This is a genomic window from Nitrospirota bacterium (assembly GCA_030684575.1).
In the GTDB taxonomy this organism is placed as follows: Bacteria; Nitrospirota; Nitrospiria; order Nitrospirales; family Nitrospiraceae; genus Palsa-1315.
In genome coordinates, this window is sequence record JAUXVD010000015.1 from 48,923 (window position 1) to 64,359 (window position 15,437).

17 protein-coding genes and 1 tRNA gene are annotated in these 15,437 nt (G+C 55.2%); 4 read left to right on the forward strand and 14 right to left on the reverse strand.

The features are described 5' to 3' along the window. Positions 1-149: 149 nt before the first annotated feature. From ftsH to ccsA, 11 genes are all read right to left on the reverse strand, one after another. Positions 150-1,961 carry an ATP-dependent zinc metalloprotease FtsH gene (gene ftsH / locus Q8N00_11550; GenBank protein MDP2383427.1) on the reverse strand — a complete coding sequence of 604 codons (1,812 nt, stop codon included), beginning with the start codon at positions 1,959-1,961 and terminating at the stop codon, positions 150-152. Positions 1,962-2,064: 103 nt separating this feature from the next. Continuing rightward, on the reverse strand, positions 2,065-2,604 hold the full coding sequence (gene hpt / locus Q8N00_11555; GenBank protein ID MDP2383428.1) for a hypoxanthine phosphoribosyltransferase: 540 nt from the start codon (positions 2,602-2,604) through the stop codon (positions 2,065-2,067). Between the two features lie 7 nt (positions 2,605-2,611). Next, entirely contained in the window at positions 2,612-4,093 is a 1,482-nt protein-coding gene (tilS, locus tag Q8N00_11560; GenBank protein MDP2383429.1) for a tRNA lysidine(34) synthetase TilS, read from the reverse strand. A gap of 2 nt (positions 4,094-4,095) precedes the next feature. After that, positions 4,096-5,043 (reverse strand): bifunctional riboflavin kinase/FAD synthetase, encoded by a 948-nt coding sequence (locus tag Q8N00_11565; GenBank protein MDP2383430.1) that lies wholly within the window; start codon positions 5,041-5,043, stop codon positions 4,096-4,098. A gap of 5 nt (positions 5,044-5,048) precedes the next feature. Next, positions 5,049-6,020 (reverse strand): porphobilinogen synthase, encoded by a 972-nt coding sequence (gene hemB, locus Q8N00_11570; protein MDP2383431.1) that lies wholly within the window; start codon positions 6,018-6,020, stop codon positions 5,049-5,051. 4 nt (positions 6,021-6,024) lie between these two features. Further along, positions 6,025-6,417 (reverse strand): CBS domain-containing protein, encoded by a 393-nt coding sequence (locus Q8N00_11575; GenBank protein MDP2383432.1) that lies wholly within the window; start codon positions 6,415-6,417, stop codon positions 6,025-6,027. A 56-nt stretch (positions 6,418-6,473) separates the two neighbouring features. Beyond that, positions 6,474-8,039 (reverse strand): uroporphyrinogen-III C-methyltransferase, encoded by a 1,566-nt coding sequence (gene cobA / locus Q8N00_11580; GenBank protein ID MDP2383433.1) that lies wholly within the window; start codon positions 8,037-8,039, stop codon positions 6,474-6,476. Further along, positions 8,036-8,983 (reverse strand): hydroxymethylbilane synthase, encoded by a 948-nt coding sequence (gene hemC, locus Q8N00_11585; GenBank protein ID MDP2383434.1) that lies wholly within the window; start codon positions 8,981-8,983, stop codon positions 8,036-8,038. The genes cobA and hemC overlap by 4 nt, the downstream gene beginning before the upstream one ends. Before the next feature lie 9 nt (positions 8,984-8,992). After that, complete coding sequence (locus Q8N00_11590; GenBank protein MDP2383435.1) at positions 8,993-9,316, reverse strand: hypothetical protein; 324 nt, start codon at positions 9,314-9,316, stop codon at positions 8,993-8,995. Positions 9,317-9,329: 13 nt separating this feature from the next. After that, positions 9,330-10,694 (reverse strand): glutamyl-tRNA reductase, encoded by a 1,365-nt coding sequence (gene hemA, locus Q8N00_11595; protein MDP2383436.1) that lies wholly within the window; start codon positions 10,692-10,694, stop codon positions 9,330-9,332. A 1-nt stretch (position 10,695) separates the two neighbouring features. Beyond that, on the reverse strand, positions 10,696-11,499 hold the full coding sequence (ccsA, locus tag Q8N00_11600) for a cytochrome c biogenesis protein CcsA (protein ID MDP2383437.1): 804 nt from the start codon (positions 11,497-11,499) through the stop codon (positions 10,696-10,698). 41 nt (positions 11,500-11,540) lie between these two features. Here ccsA and Q8N00_11605 point away from each other — a divergent pair, with 41 nt between their 5' ends. Continuing rightward, on the forward strand, positions 11,541-12,338 hold the full coding sequence (locus tag Q8N00_11605; protein ID MDP2383438.1) for a 16S rRNA (cytidine(1402)-2'-O)-methyltransferase: 798 nt from the start codon (positions 11,541-11,543) through the stop codon (positions 12,336-12,338). On the opposite strand, the gene Q8N00_11610 is transcribed toward Q8N00_11605, so the two are convergent. From Q8N00_11610 to Q8N00_11620, 3 genes are all read right to left on the reverse strand, one after another. Then, positions 12,313-12,585, reverse strand: coding sequence for a sulfurtransferase TusA family protein (locus Q8N00_11610; GenBank protein ID MDP2383439.1), 273 nt, complete (start codon positions 12,583-12,585; stop codon positions 12,313-12,315). The two genes, Q8N00_11605 and Q8N00_11610, sit on opposite strands and share 26 nt — an antisense overlap. Positions 12,586-12,759: 174 nt before the next feature. Further along, positions 12,760-13,500 carry a hypothetical protein gene (locus tag Q8N00_11615; GenBank protein ID MDP2383440.1) on the reverse strand — a complete coding sequence of 247 codons (741 nt, stop codon included), beginning with the start codon at positions 13,498-13,500 and terminating at the stop codon, positions 12,760-12,762. A 242-nt stretch (positions 13,501-13,742) separates the two neighbouring features. Further along, positions 13,743-13,829: transfer RNA gene (locus Q8N00_11620), tRNA-Leu, on the reverse strand. A gap of 152 nt (positions 13,830-13,981) precedes the next feature. Here Q8N00_11620 and Q8N00_11625 point away from each other — a divergent pair. From Q8N00_11625 to Q8N00_11635, 3 genes are all read left to right on the forward strand, one after another. Continuing rightward, a complete protein-coding gene (locus tag Q8N00_11625) occupies positions 13,982-14,260 on the forward strand; it encodes a Fe(2+)-trafficking protein (protein MDP2383441.1) in 279 nt (92 codons plus the stop codon). Between the two features lie 201 nt (positions 14,261-14,461). Beyond that, positions 14,462-14,917, forward strand: coding sequence for a bifunctional nuclease family protein (locus tag Q8N00_11630; GenBank protein ID MDP2383442.1), 456 nt, complete (start codon positions 14,462-14,464; stop codon positions 14,915-14,917). 16 nt (positions 14,918-14,933) lie between these two features. Further along, positions 14,934-15,431: a bifunctional nuclease family protein gene (locus Q8N00_11635; GenBank protein MDP2383443.1), complete on the forward strand. Its 498-nt coding sequence runs from the start codon at positions 14,934-14,936 to the stop codon at positions 15,429-15,431. The last annotated feature ends 6 nt before the right edge of the window (positions 15,432-15,437 follow it).

Genomic DNA, 15,437 nt, shown 5'->3' on the forward strand with positions numbered 1-15,437 from the left:
ACCAGAAATAGCCACTCATCGTAGCCGCATCTGGATACCTGTGACAGCTGACCATCGCGAGAAGAAATTCCTTCTCACCTATCGTCTTGCGGATGTACTGTCCGGGACCCCAATGCCCTGAGATGGAGTCCCGGAATCAGTGGCTGATATTAGGCAGGAACTGTTTGCGATGTGGACTGCGAAATGATCTGGTCGATATCAGTTGAGTCGAGCACTTCTTTTTCCAAGAGTGCTTCCGCCAAGCCCTTCAAGCTGGCCATGTGCTCTGTAAGCAACCGCTTTGCCCGCTCATAGTTCTCCGTCACAAGCCGTTTGACTTCCTGGTCAATCTCCAACGCGATTTGATCACTAAAATCACGCCGGCTCCCAAGCTCTCTGCCGAGAAACACTTCTTCCTCTTTCTTGCCGAATGTCAGAGGGCCCAATTTTTCACTCATGCCCCATTCACAGACCATCTTCCTCGCAAGATCCGTCGCCCGCTCAAGATCGTTCCCCGCTCCGGTCGTAATGTGCTTCAACACCAACTCTTCCGCCACACGCCCACCCATGAGAATGGCGAGGTTGTTATACAGGAACTCCTTCGAGTAGTTGTGCCGATCATCGGTGGGGAGCTGCATCGTCACTCCCAGCGCACGGCCCCGTGGAATGATCGTGACTTTATGCACCGGATCCGTCCCAGGAATCAGCTTGGCGATCAACGCATGCCCGGCTTCATGATACGCCGTTGTCCGCTTCTCCTCATCGCTCAAGATCAGGCTCTTCCGTTCGGCCCCCATCAGCACTTTGTCTTTGGCCATCTCGAAGTCGACGACTTCCACTTCTTTTTTATTCTGTCTTGCGGCCCAGAGTGCCGCTTCATTCACCAAATTCTCCAGGTCGGCCCCTGAGAATCCAGGTGTGCCACGTGCAATCTTTTCTAGCTCCACGTTCGTGGCAATCGGAACCTTTTTTGTGTGCACCTTGAGAATTTCAGTGCGGCCACGCAAATCAGGGCGATTGACAACAACTTGCCGATCGAAGCGACCAGGCCTGAGCAAGGCAGGGTCGAGCACATCCGGCCGATTGGTCGCCGCGACCAAAATGACGCCTTCTGTCGTATCGAATCCGTCCATCTCGACGAGTAATTGGTTCAACGTCTGTTCACGCTCGTCATGACCTCCGCCCAACCCCGCTCCACGCAGCCGGCCAACGGCATCGATTTCATCGATGAAGATGATACAGGGCGCATGTTTTTTCCCCTGCTCGAAGAGATCGCGAACACGGGATGCGCCAACGCCGACGAACATTTCCACGAAGTCTGATCCGCTAATGCTGAAAAACGGCACGCTGGCTTCGCCGGCAATCGCCTTGGCTAACAATGTCTTTCCCGTGCCGGGAGGACCGACGATTAAGACACCCTTGGGAATGCGTCCGCCAAGCTTTTGAAACCGGCGCGGGTCCTTCAGAAACTCGATGATCTCAAGCACTTCTTCCTTGGCTTCATCGACGCCTGCAACATCGGAGAACATCACCTTCTTCCGCTCTTCGGTCAGCAGACGAGCGCGGCTCTTCCCGAATGAAAGCGCCTTGTTGCCCCCCATCTGCATTTGCCGCATCAAGAAAAACCACAAGCCCAGGAACAGGACAAACGGCCCCCAGGTTACCAGGAACGTAATATACCAAGGGCTTTCATCCGGTGGCTTCGCCTCAATTTGTACGCCACGCTCCCGCAACACCTTTACCAACTCAGGATATTCCACCGAGTACGTGCGAATACGGGTCTTGTCTTTCAGCACGGCACTGATATGGCTCGACTTAATGATGACTCGCTCGATCTCGCCCTTATCGAGCTTGGCCATAAACTCACTAAAAATGACATCTTCTTCAGGCGCATGGGTTGGTACGCTGAACAGGTTGAACAGCAAAATCATGAAGAGGCCGACGACGACCCAGAATAGTAGATTCTTTGCCCTGGAATTCATCCAGATCTCCTTGTGGATGGCACGCTTAATTGGTGAGAAAAACCAAGCATTTTGATGATGCTACCACATGCCCATTCATACTGACAACCGTACGACCATCCGCTTACTCTTGATCCTCCTCCACATCCAACACGGCCAGATAGGGAAGGTTTCGATACTTCTGTTGATAATCAAGCCCATACCCAATCACATACTTATTGGGAATATTGAACCCCACGTAATCGATGGTGACGTCGATGGTCCGTCGATCGGGCTTGCTCAACAACGTACAGACTTTGATCGAACGGGGTTTCTTCTTCGCCAAGGTCTTGACCAGATATTGAACGGTCAGTCCGGAGTCGACGATATCCTCAACCAACAAGACATCTTTGCCCTTGATATCCTCGGTCAGTTCGGTGACCATCTTCACTTTACCGGATGTTTTTGCCCGGGACCCGTAACTGGTCACCATCAAAAAATCCACCCGCATCGGGATCCTGATTGCGCGAGCCAGATCGGCATAAAACGCGTAGGCCCCTTTCAACACGCCGACCAAGACGAGATCCTTCCCGGTATAATCGGTCGTGACCTGCTTGCCCAATTCACGAATCCTCGCACGCATTTCTTCCTGCGTCACGATCGGTCGACCGAAAATCCGTTCCATGCTCCCTCTACTCCTTCTCTATGTCCCTATGGCTTACCGATACCACCAGACAGCTGGTTGTCCCTTGACGGACCGCGAACCGTTCATCCTGACGCATCCCCACGACCCATAGAATTCCTTCTGGCGCGACCAACAATGGAATCTCCTCCCGCCGGCAACGCGCAATCTTCCGATCGGTAAAGAAATCTTGAATCTTCTGACTCTTGCCCCTCATCCCTCGAGGAGAGAATCGATCGCCGGCTTGCCAGGACCGAACCAGAAGCGGCTCCGAGCAACGGTCGGCATCGAACAAGGTTCGCTGTACAGACGAACCCACGTCTCCCTGCTCCGCAGCATGGCGAGCCATACGTTGTACATGAATTTGCTGATTCGTTCTAGCCCAATAGACCGTTGACGGCACTGAAAGCAGCAGGCTCTCGTCCCTCCCCTGGCCCGAACCAGCCCCCACCTTGTCCACCCTGCCTACGGGACGAAATTGCACGGACCCCTGATCCAGAGTCACGAGGGCCTGTGCCAACGACAGCCGAACTCCGGTCTTTCCCTTGAGCAAAACATGCCGAACCGACTCCACAACCTGAAGGCTGCTTGCGCGCCCCTCTTCGTCATAGGTTCGTAAGATTGCCCGGACGAGCCGCCGCTGAAGTGCAACCGGCAACTCCATGAAGGCCTGGAGATTGACTCGTTGCACGCCTCCCAAATCAGGACTCACGAGCGCCTGTACCAGATCCCTCGTCACCTGTTCCAAATACCGTTCGTCTTCACGCACGACATCTGCCTGTCGCTGCAGCATACGGACGGCAGCCGGAGCCAACTGAGTGATCACTGGAAGGAGGACGTTCCTGATCCGATTACGATAATAGAGCGGCTTCTCATTGCTCGAGTCACGGCGGTAGGTCAGTCCTTCATGACCCAAATAAGTCAACACCTCATCACGAGTGGAGGCCAAGAGCGGGCGAATGATTCCATCCTCACGCATATAGGGCATCCCGGCTAACCCGGCCATCCCTGCCCCACGCAACATCCACATGAGCACCGTTTCGGCCTGGTCATTGGCGGTATGACCAACCGCAATGCGGACTGCCCCAACCTCGTGAGCCAATTGCCGCATGAAGTCATACCGCGCGTCGCGGGCCCTGGCCTGAAGCGATGAGCGCTGGCGTCGTTTGACCAACGTAGGCCGATGAATGACAAGAGACAGCTGCCGTTCCCGACAAAACTCCCTGACAAACGATTCGTCGCCGTCGGACTCGGCTCCACGCAAGCCGTAGTTACAATGGATTGCTGTGAGCGTGAGTCTCCAGGAATGGGCCAGGCGACGAAGCAGAGACAACAACGCGATCGAATCGGGCCCGCCAGATACCGCCACCAAGAGGTGCTGGCCGGGAACGAATAGCTGGTGCTGACGCACCGTTCGAACGAGATGCGTCAATAAAGCAGGCCGTGCGGCAGGCCTGCTGGACGGCCGCGTCATCGCCGCCTCAACAGCCATGGTCACTGCATTCCCTGTGGGATTCGCTGCAAGCTCCTGCGCGCCTGCTCCACATCACGGACGATCTGCTTCGACAGCTCATCGGCAGAGGCAAAGGTATGGTCGCCGCGCACGCGCGCCACAAACTGCACGGTGATCTTCTGGCCATAGAGATCGCAGCGCTGATCCAATACATTGACTTCAATCAGGCGCTCCCCCGCACCGAAAGTCGGCCTGGTCCCGATATAGGCGATCGCATCAGAAGTTTGAGCTCCGTGGACCGTTCTCGCGGCATAGACGCCATCAGGCGGTACGACGCGATCGACCGGGATCTGTAGATTCGCCGTGGGCCAGCCCATCGCTTCCCCCTGCTGCATCCCATGCACCACCGTACCGCGAATCCCATAGAAACGCCCGAGGAGCCTGGCAGCCTGCTCCACGTTCCCTGCCTGAATGAGCTGGCGAATCCTGGTCGAACTCACCACACCTCCCTCAAGCATCACGGGAGTCACAGGATGCACGCGGAAGCCATACAGCTTACCGAGACGTACGAGATCTTCGATATGCCCTGCCCGACCCTTCCCAAAGGCAAAATGATTCCCGACGAATAGTTCGGAGAGGGAGAGCGATCGATGCAGGATACCTTCTGCAAATTCATCCGGACTCATCGCTGCGAATGTGGGGCTAAACTCCAGAAACACCACTTCATCGATTCCTGCGGCCTCGAAATGCGCTAACTTTTCCTCGGGGCTGGTGAGAAAGCGAAGGTCGATATGGGGTGCAAGAATTTTGACCGGATGAGGATCGAAGGTCAGGACGAGCGCAGTCCCCTGCTCCTTTCTGGCCGTCTCGACTACCGTCTGCAACAGCGCGCGATGACCTCGGTGGTGGCCGTCGAAATTACCGATCGTAGCGACTGGATACGCACGTGGAGGACAGGTACCGGACAACCCACGCGTGACTTTGAGCATGGTCGTCAGTGAAGGAGACGCGCCGCGTCTTTAGCAAAGTAGGTCAAGATGAGGTCTGCCCCGGCTCGCTTGATCGAGAGCAACGATTCCATCATGGCGCGCGACTCATCGAGCCAGCCGGCTTGGGCGACCGCTTTAATCATGCTGTACTCCCCACTCACTTGATAGGCTGCCACCGGCAACAACATCTGCGCCCTGGCCGCAGCAATGATATCGAGATACGGCAATGCCGGCTTCACCATGATGATGTCGGCCCCCTCCTCGACGTCGAGGGCAATTTCTCGAAGCGCTTCCCGGCGGTTAGCCGGATCCATTTGGTACGATTGCCGATCGCCGAATTGCGGACTTGAACCGGCCGCATCCCGAAACGGCGCATAAAAGCAGGACGCGAATTTGGCGGCATAGGCCATGATCGGCAGCTCAGGAAATCCTGCCTGATCCAATTCCGTACGAATTGCCGCCACTCGCCCATCCATCATATCGGATGGAGCCACCATATCAGCCCCGGCTTGGGCATGGGTTCTGGCCATGGTACGGAGACAATCCAGCGTTTCATCGTTGAGGATGCGCCCGTCCTTGACGATCCCGCAATGCCCATGATCGGTATATTCGTCGATGCAGACATCGGTGATGACCGTCACGCCAGGCACCTGGTCCTTCACCGCTTTGACCGCCCGCTGCACAATACCGTTCGGATCGAACCCTGAACTTCCCCGCGCATCTTTCTGATCCGGAATCCCGAACAGGATGATAGCGGGAATACCCAAGGCCACAACCTCGCGGGCCTCTTTGACCAAGAGATCGACCGAGAGCCGGAACTGGCCAGGCATCGAGGCGATCTCCTCCCGCCGGTCTCGCCCTTCGACGACGAACAGTGGATAGATGAAATCGGAAGGGGCCAGATTCGTCTCCCGTACCATACGGCGAAAGGCCTCATGCTGCCGCAACCGTCTGAGCCGCTGAATGGGGAAAGCCATCGAATTACTTTCTTGGAAGATTCGTTAAAAACACGACGAGGTCGCGGACGGAAATCATGCCAACCAACCCGCCATCCCGCGTCACGCCAAGATGGCGAATATGCGTTTGAGCCATCAGATCGTTGGCATCGAGCAACGTCTTATTTTCCTCGATCGTCAAAATCGGGGCCGACATAATCTGCTCAACTGTCGTCTTATGAGTGTCCGCCCCAGCCGCCACCACCCGCCGAACCATATCGGTGTCGGTCAAAATGCCGACAATCTCCTTCCCGTTCGTCACGAACAGGCTGCCAATCCCACGGTCCCGCATGATACGTGCCGCTGTCTGGGCATCGGTATCCCGCTCAACCGTAATAAACTTCTCTCTCGGAACCATGAACGACTTGACTGCAACCATGAGAATCCCCCCTCTTACTAAACAAATCAGTTCCGTACCCCGTCATCTACCGCGACCTATCCATGCGCAGAAACGGCCACTCGCACCCCTTCACTGAAATGCCGGACAATAGCCTGGGTCAATGCCGGCACTGTATTTTCAGTCGGCATGATCGTCACCGTCAACCCATATTCTTCCGCCGTACGTGCCGTAATCGGTCCGATGCAGGCAATCGCCACCTGAGCCACGAGTTTCATGACCGCCTCTTGACCCCCAAAAAGCTCCACAAAGTTCCGCACAGTTGACGAACTCGTAAAGGTGAGCGCCGCCACCCGGCCATCGCAAAGTTGCTGCGTCAACGACGTGACATCCACCGTTGGAGCGATCGTCCGGTAGACCGGAATCACATCGACAAAGGCCCCCAACTCACTCAACTGTTCCGGTAAAATCTCACGAGCGACTTCGGCACGTGGAATCAGCAGGCGGCTCCCACGGATACCCACCTGAGCTAACGCGGCAATGACCCCCTCTGCTTGAAACTCGGCTGGAACGATATCCGCCCTCAATCCATAGATGCTCAATTCCTGTGCAGTGCGCGGTCCAATCGCGCAAATACGAAGCGACGCCAAGGCGCGTGCATCTTTACCTGCGGCATGGAGACGATCCATGAACGGCGTCACCCCGTTCACACTGGTAAAGATCAGCCAGTGATAGGTATGAAGATGATTGATCGCATCATCGATCGCCTGCCAACTGACCGGAGGGACGATTTGAATCGTCGGCACCTCCACTGGCTCCGCTCCGTAAGCCGCAAGTAACTGAGAAAACTCGTGCGCCTGCTCCTGAGCCCTGGTCAACACAATGCGTTTCCCAAAGAGCGGCTTGGTCTCAAACCAATTCAGCTGCCCTCGTAGTCGCACCACCTCGCCGACGACGATCACCGTCGGCGGTTCGAGGTGCACGGATTCGGTTCTCGCCACAATATTGTCCAACGTCCCCACTATGGTCAGTTGATCCGCCTTGGTCCCCCAATGAATCGCCGCTACCGGCGTCTCGGACGACCGACCTTCTGCCACTAAGTGGCCAACAATCGAGGGGAGGTTCTTCATCCCCATCATGAATACGAGCGTGCCGGATGCGCCTGCCAACTTAGGCCATTCCAACAGGGTCTCCGGTTTGGTGGGATCTTCATGACCGGTCACAAACGTGACCGTGGAGGCCAGGGTGCGATGGGTCACCGGAATACCCGCGTAGGCAGGCACCGCAACCGCCGCTGTCACTCCTGGGACCACCTCAAAATCGATCCCTGCAGCGGCCACCGCTTCCGCCTCTTCTCCGCCACGTCCGAATACAAAGGGGTCTCCACCCTTGAGCCGGACCACCACCTTTCCCTCTTGAGCCCGATCAATCAGCAGCCGATTGATATCGGCTTGGTCTCGATACTGACCACGCCCTCGTCGTCCAACATAGATGCGTTGCGCCGTGGCCGGAGCATACTGCAACAAGGTCGGATTGGCGAGAAAATCGTAGAGCACAACATCGGCCTGCTCCAGACAGGCCTTCCCTTTCAGCGTCAGGAGTCCAGGATCGCCTGGTCCCGCTCCAACCAAATAAATCTTTCCTGACCTTCTCGATATCGTCATGCGGTTCCGTAGATCCATTGGAGAATTCTCTCGCCCCCGCGCGCAAGCAATCGTTCTGCAAGTTGAACACCGATCGACTCAGGATCCTCGATCGTGCCTTCAACCGAATCGCGAATGAGCTCCTTACCGTCCACACTGGCCACGACGCCTTCCAATCTCACCTTTGCACCGGTCAATGTTGCATGGGCGGCGATTGGGACCTGACAGCCTCCTTGAAGCCGATGGAGCAACGCACGCTCAGCAAGAACAGCGATCTTACTCGGCGCATGGTCCAAGCCGCTCAAGAGGGAACGAATGAAGGCATCGTCCCTCCGTCCCTCAATTCCAAGCGCACCCTGGCCAATGGCAGGCAAACTAATCTGAGGTGCCAGATACTCCGTAATTTCATGCGCCCACGCCAATCGTCGAAGTCCGGCTGCAGCGAGCACGATGGCATCGAACTGTCCCTCGTGCAATTTCTTGAGCCGGGTATCCAAGTTCCCACGCAACATCGCAATCGTAAGATCTGGTCTCGCATGCAGGAGTTGCGATTGACGGCGAAGGCTGCTGGTTCCGATCCTGGCACCCAACGGAAGGTCCAGGAAGGACTTTCCGTCACGACTGATCAAGGCATCCCGCGGATCCTCACGAGGCGGCACACAAAGAATCTCCAGCCCATCGGGCAGTTCCGTGGGGACATCTTTCATGCTATGCACCGCCAGATCGATCTCACCGCTCAACAACGCTTCCTCGATCTCCTTGACAAAGAGCCCCTTCCCACCGATTTGAGCCAACGGCACGTCGAGAATTCTATCCCCTGATGTCTGGATCCGTCGCAATGTGACCGTTACATGGGGAGCCAACGCGTGCAACTGCGCCTGCACCCACTCGCTCTGATGCACCGCCAACTTGCTCCCGCGCGTTCCGAGCACGATGCTCAATCGTTCATGACTGACTTTCGACATGGCTCCCTTTCACCGACTCGTATCATGATATGGAGTAGGAAACGTCGCGGCCCGTTCGCGGCCCGGGAGTTTCTCTACATTGTCGTGGTCCGCCCGTGACGTCTCGCTGGACAAGGTCTCGCTGACGAAACTTCTATAGGAGGACGAGACGAGTAAAAAGCTGATCAACCCAAGAATCGACAAGAGGTAGACCAGCACATCCCACCGAAACCCCTCCCGCTCGCGATAGTCGAACCCGCAGGCCGGGCAATCGGGTAGAGGGTCATGTCCCAGGTACGCCTTTCGACATTTGGGACAGGTAAAGAGTTTCGGCCCTGTGCGGGTCTTCCCCATAAAATTGGTGCATTCATCGATCCGGTGTCTTCACGCCAGCGTTTGGAGTCGTCTCTTCGTGACTCTGGATATTGCTCTCTACGGCACTCCCGTTGATGGTCGAACCAGCAGCATCGCCAAGACTGAAAAATCGCCTCGCCGCCTCGACGAACGCAGCCCCGTCCGAGGAATTCACCTCGGTCTTGAGCGTCACCATCGTGTTATGAATGAGCTTGTTCACGATCGAGGACGCCATCGCCTCGACCAGTTCGCGCTCGGGCGCGGAGAGATTCGCCAATCGTCCCAAAGTCTTCTCGACCTCTGCCCGTTTGATCTCATCGGCTTTCGTACGAAGCGCCATGATGGTGGGGGTTACTTCGAGCGACTGGAGCCATTGCCGGACGATCCCGACTTCATCTACCACCATCTGCTCGGCCTTCTCGGCCTCCAGCAAGCGCCCCCCGCGGTTCTGTTCAACCCGCGCCTTCAAATCATCGATGTCGAAAAGAAACGCATTATCCACATGACGCACCGCCGGATCGATATTGCGCGGGACCGAGATATCGATCAGGAACATGGGGCGATTCATCCGTTGTTTGACCGATCGCTGCACATCGTCCTCGCTTACGAGATAATGCGAGGCACCGGTCGATACCAACACAATATCGGCAGACGCCATGTCTTCCCGAAACTGTTCAAAGGGAACCGCGGTACCGCCGAATCGATCGGCCAATTCCATTCCATGTTGCGGATTCCTCGTCGTGACCCGCACATGACGAACCCCGCTGGCAATAAAATGTCGAGCCGCCAACTTGGCCATCTCCCCCGCCCCCACCAACAACACCGTCTTCTCGCTGAGATCCGAAAAGATCTTCTTGGCCAATTCGACCGCGGCATAACTCACCGACACCGCCATCTCGGCAATTTTGGTTTCCGTCCGCACACGCTTGGCGACGGAGATTGCCTTCTTCACGACTTTATTCAGAATGATGCCAGTCGACTTGTGTGTGAGCGCCACCTCGAACGCATCTTTAATCTGTCCAAGAATCTGCGACTCGCCGACAATCATCGAGTCGAGACTAGAGGCCACGCGAAACAAATGGCTGATCGCCCGATCCCCCTGGTGCCAGTAGAGATGGGGGGTCAGTTGTTCCGAAGACAGAGACAGATGGGCATCGGCCATGAATTCCTGGATACGACCGTACCCGGCTTCGATTTCATCAACGACGGCATAGACCTCGACCCGATTACAGGTCGACAGTAATATTCCTTCGCGCACCCCTTGATACGAACAGAGACGGGTCAGGGCTTCACTCATCCGGCTCTCAGGAACCGCGAGCTTCTCGCGAATTTCCACCGGGGCGGTCTTATGGCTTAAACCGACAACGACAATATGCATTTCAAGACACCGGTCCGTGACTTTTGAGGACCACGCCAATGAGGGTCAGAATCACTCCGGCAAATCCGATAATCGTCAAATAGGCTGCCCGTTTGGCTCGCCAGCCCACCGTGAGTCGTCCGAGCAACACGGCGAAGTAGAACACCCATGTTACCAATGCCCATGTTTGTTCGGGGTTCCAGTTCAAGTACGACCCCCGAGAGAACTCGGCGGACAACGCCCCGGTGATGATGCCGAGCGTCAGCAGCGGAAATCCCATCACGATCGATTGCTGATTGAGATGATCGAGAAAATCCAGCGCAGGCAATTTTGAATAGAGAACATTGAAGCGTTTAGACTTGAGAAGTCCGTCCTGAATCAGATACATGACACCAGCCACAAAAGCGATCGCAAACCCCACGGTCCCGAGCATGCTCAGGGTAACATGGACCCACAATGTACGAAACACAGGACTCAACGTCGGAGCGGTTTCTGGCAATGCCGCGGCAGAGACGAGCGACACGAGGGCCAGTGGAACGATGAACGAACCAAGCACATGCAGACGATGACGAAACTCTACAGCAAGAAAGACGAGGATCAGCATCCAGGAAAAAAACGACAGGGCTTCATGGAACCCGGGCGGCGAGACGTCTGCCGTTCCGACCATTCTCGCCACCAGCGCAATAGTATGGGCAGCAAACCCGATCGCTGTCATGCCCAACGAGACTTTGGACAAGGCCTCTGAAGGCCACAGCAGGTAAGCAAGAAAAGAAACGGTGGCCGCAAAATACAGGGCCATCGTCACCATGAAAAACATGGCGGCCATAGAGTGCTATCCCCTCAACTTTTCAGGACAAAAAGACACGCATGAAACGAGGAATTATATCGATGGGGCAAGATGGGAGTCAACCAAACGATCGGAAGATACCCGGCACCCTCTACATCGTCGGCACGCCAATTGGCCACCCTGACGACATCACGCTTCGGGCACTTGCCACGTTGCGCCGAGTCTCGATTATTGCGTCAGAAGATCCACGCGTGACCCAGGCACTCCTGACCCATCACGGCATCATCGCGACGATCACGAGCTACGGCCCGCTCAATCGCCAAGAAAAAGTAGAGCTCCTTCTGCATCGACTCACGCAGGGGCATGATGTGGCCTTCGTCTCAGACAACGGCACCCCGGTGATCTACGACCCAGGCAGTCTGTTTGTGGCGGCGGCCCATCGAGCAGGAATCATGGTTAAAACGATCCCGGGCCCCTCTGTCATGACGGCCGCTACGGCCATCTCAGGATTTTCTGGCGATGCAATCATTTTTGAGGGACGCCTGCCGTCATCCAGCTTGCGTCTCACAACATTCCTCGCCAAACTTCGCAAGGAGCGCAGAACGCTTGCCTTCTATGTGACCTCAGGAGCCCTCAGAAGACTGCTACAAACTCTGGTCAAAATCCTCCCCAATAGACAGGTTGCCATTGCGATAGATCTCACGACGCCCAAGGAAACTCTTCTGCGCGGAAGGTCTGAGGAGCTGCTCGATCAGGTCAGACAGGTACCGAAAGACTCGGCTGTGACGGTGGTGATTGAAGGGCACAGAGCAGGATCAAAACCGAAAAAGATGAGCGGAACAATACCCCGCACTACTCGTCGCCGCGGCGGCGGATGAGCACTCGAAAGGCCCCCTCGACGCGGTTCTGCGAGAGGACGCTATGGCCCTCATTGCTCACGCTGCGAGGAACATTCTGAATCGGGTCGCCATCATCCAACAGTACTGAAAGAATCTGTCCCTGTTCCATCGTTTCTAACTTCAATTTCGTCTTGACGAAGTTGTAGGGGCAGATCACTCCTCGCAAATCCAACTCGGCATTCGGTTGATCCGTCACAATCGTGCCTTTCTCTTCATCTCCAACCACAGGTCTCTCCTTCCCCTCTGTCCAAGCCATTCTTCTTACACAGGCAGGACTCAAATCCTAACAAGGAGTCGGCAACCCCGCAAGCACGATGCTTCATGGCAGGCAAGGCAGACAAAAAAAGAAGGGGCAGCGAAACGCTGCCCCTTCCCATAGAGCCACAAAATGTATTGCGACTTAGTTCAGACCCTTGACCAAGTTCGGCTTTTGATAGTCCGTCCCGTAGTCTGACTTGTTGCCGACTGCATTACCCCATCCCGGCTGCGGTTCACAGGCCCAGCAAGGAGCGGCACCGGTATATTCACCAACCGGGCTGGTGATACCAGTGGTGATCTCTCCTGGCAACACCGCACCGCCAACCCCACCAGTCGTGGAGCCGCTATTCGTGTTAATCGCGCGCTCGGTCGCCGGATTCGGGCGCTGCCCAAGTCCGCCGTTACCAGCGAGCTTCTCATTCCCTCGAATAACGGTGACCTCTCGGACGATTTTACGGCCCGTGCCAAACGGATGGCTCTCATCTGTTTCCTCGATTGCCTGAATCGTGACATCGTCACCGGCATCAAGCACACGAAGCTGATCGTAATTGGTATGGTTATCAAAATACACTGTGCGGTAGTTCATCGCGCCACCACCTGCACGTCCCTCATCGTGGGAGCTTCCACCCATCTCGAGGTACATTTTTTTGGCCGCAAGATCAAATCCGATCACGCGACCAAACATGGTTTCTGCCTGTGACAACCGATCGAGGAAGCTGGCTCGATCGAAGGTAGTCACTCGAGTGCTTGATCCTGACACATCGCCAACTCCGGTACCGACGCCCATACCGGATTGGTTCGTTTGCAAGCGCTCCTGAGCGAATGACACACCCACGGAACCGACAAAAACAATTGCCGTTCCTAGTGCCAACACTTTATGCATGTGCTGCCTCCTTGGTGAGATTAGAGAATGAAGTGAAATGACGGACAACAAGATATTGGACCAACATGATCAGGTTAGAATCTCCTCATCACTATTTAACGCGCGGACTATAGGCCACCCATATCCGACATGTCAAGTGGCATAATTGCTTTGAATTCGTTATTGATTCACGCAGATCGACTAACTGAACGAACCGCAGAAAACCCATAGATACATATCCCCACACTGCTACCACTGACTGATGGTGCCCAGAGGGAGGGTTGAACTCCCACTCTCTTACGAGAACCGGATTTTGAGTCCGGCGCGTCTGCCAGTTCCGCCATCCGGGCATAGACCATAATCCACAAATAAAACGCCGCACATTCTTAACACGAAGCCATGTGCGGGTCAATCAATCTCCCCTCTTTTCTTACACCTGAACGCAGTGCTACACTAACGCCTCTACCCACTTCATACATCTGTGCAGGAGGATCCTTAGATTATGGCAGACGTTCAGTGCGTCACGTGCGGACAAGCAGGAGAAGCCATCACCGACACCCTTTTTATGGGAAAGCTCGAAACCGAGATTAAAGCCAAGGTCTGCAAGCCCTGCTGGAAAAAATGGGAAGGTATGCGGGTCATGGTCATCAATGAGTATCAGGTCAACCTGGGCGAGGAAAGCGGCAGAGAACTCGTCAAGAAACAGATGAAAGCGTTTCTGAAGCTTGGCGAGCAAATTGACACCGCAAAAATCGATCAGAACTTTCGCCCGCAAGCCTAAGCCTGACGGACACTCGGTGGGCTCCAATACTTCCCCTCTGCCAGTAATAGAGATTTTCGCGTGAATTTCTCTAGCGATCTCGCAGGCTTCGTTGACAGGCCTGTGACAGAAATGCTAAGTTGCCCCCTTCTTGATCCATCCATATGGATGATGGGCACTGCCTCGCGACCTTAAAAAGCGAGGAAGAGGAACGGGTTTGTCGTGATTACACAGATGCATATCAAGGGGTTAATGTTCGACCCCTACAATAACGCGTATATCGTGGTGCTCCGAGACGAAGAACATTCCGACATGCTCCCCATTTGGGTCGGAAAGTCAGAAGCCGGGGCGATCAGTATGGCGATGGAAAATGTCACGCCTCCCAGGCCGATGACGCACGATTTCATGAAGTCGTTTCTCGATGCCTATAATGCGAAAGTCATCAGCGTGGTCATTACAGATCTGTCAGAACATACCTACTTTGCAAAGATTCACTTGATGTACGAAGACTCAGAATATACCGTCGATGCCAGACCTAGCGATGCGATTGCACTCGCCCTTCGGTCCAATGCACCGGTATTTGCCAATGATACCGTCATTACGAAACAAAGCTCCGAGGAACTTGAACAGTGGCTGGAAAATCTTAAACCGGAAGATTTCGGCAAACTGGACTCCTGATTCAAGGACACCCGACATGAGCACCATCAATCCATCCAAAGAGCAGACCCTGATCGAATACCGGGTGGACCGCATTCTCGAGGAAGCCAATACCGACACCAGAATCGTCGTACTGGCAAGACAAGACGGTGCCCTCGACACGTTTCCGATCTGGGTCGGATCCGCGGAAGGCAATGCCATTAAGTTAGCGCTCGATGCCATGGTCACACCGCGCCCCATGAGCCACGACTTGATCAAGAGTTTCGCGGAACACTTGAGCGTCACGATTCAGCGTGTTGTCATTTCCGACGTGAAAAGCAGTACCTATTATGCGACCGTGTATGTCGCAAACAAGGGCGTGGAGCGGACCATCGACGCCAGACCCAGTGACGCGATTTCCCTGGCGTTGCGAGCTCATTGTCCTATCTATATCACCCAGGACGTATTGACTCGGCGGAGCACCACCAATCTCGACGCCTGGCTGGCAAAACTCGAATCGAAGAATATCGGCACACCGGAAGTACAGGAAACCTGATTCACT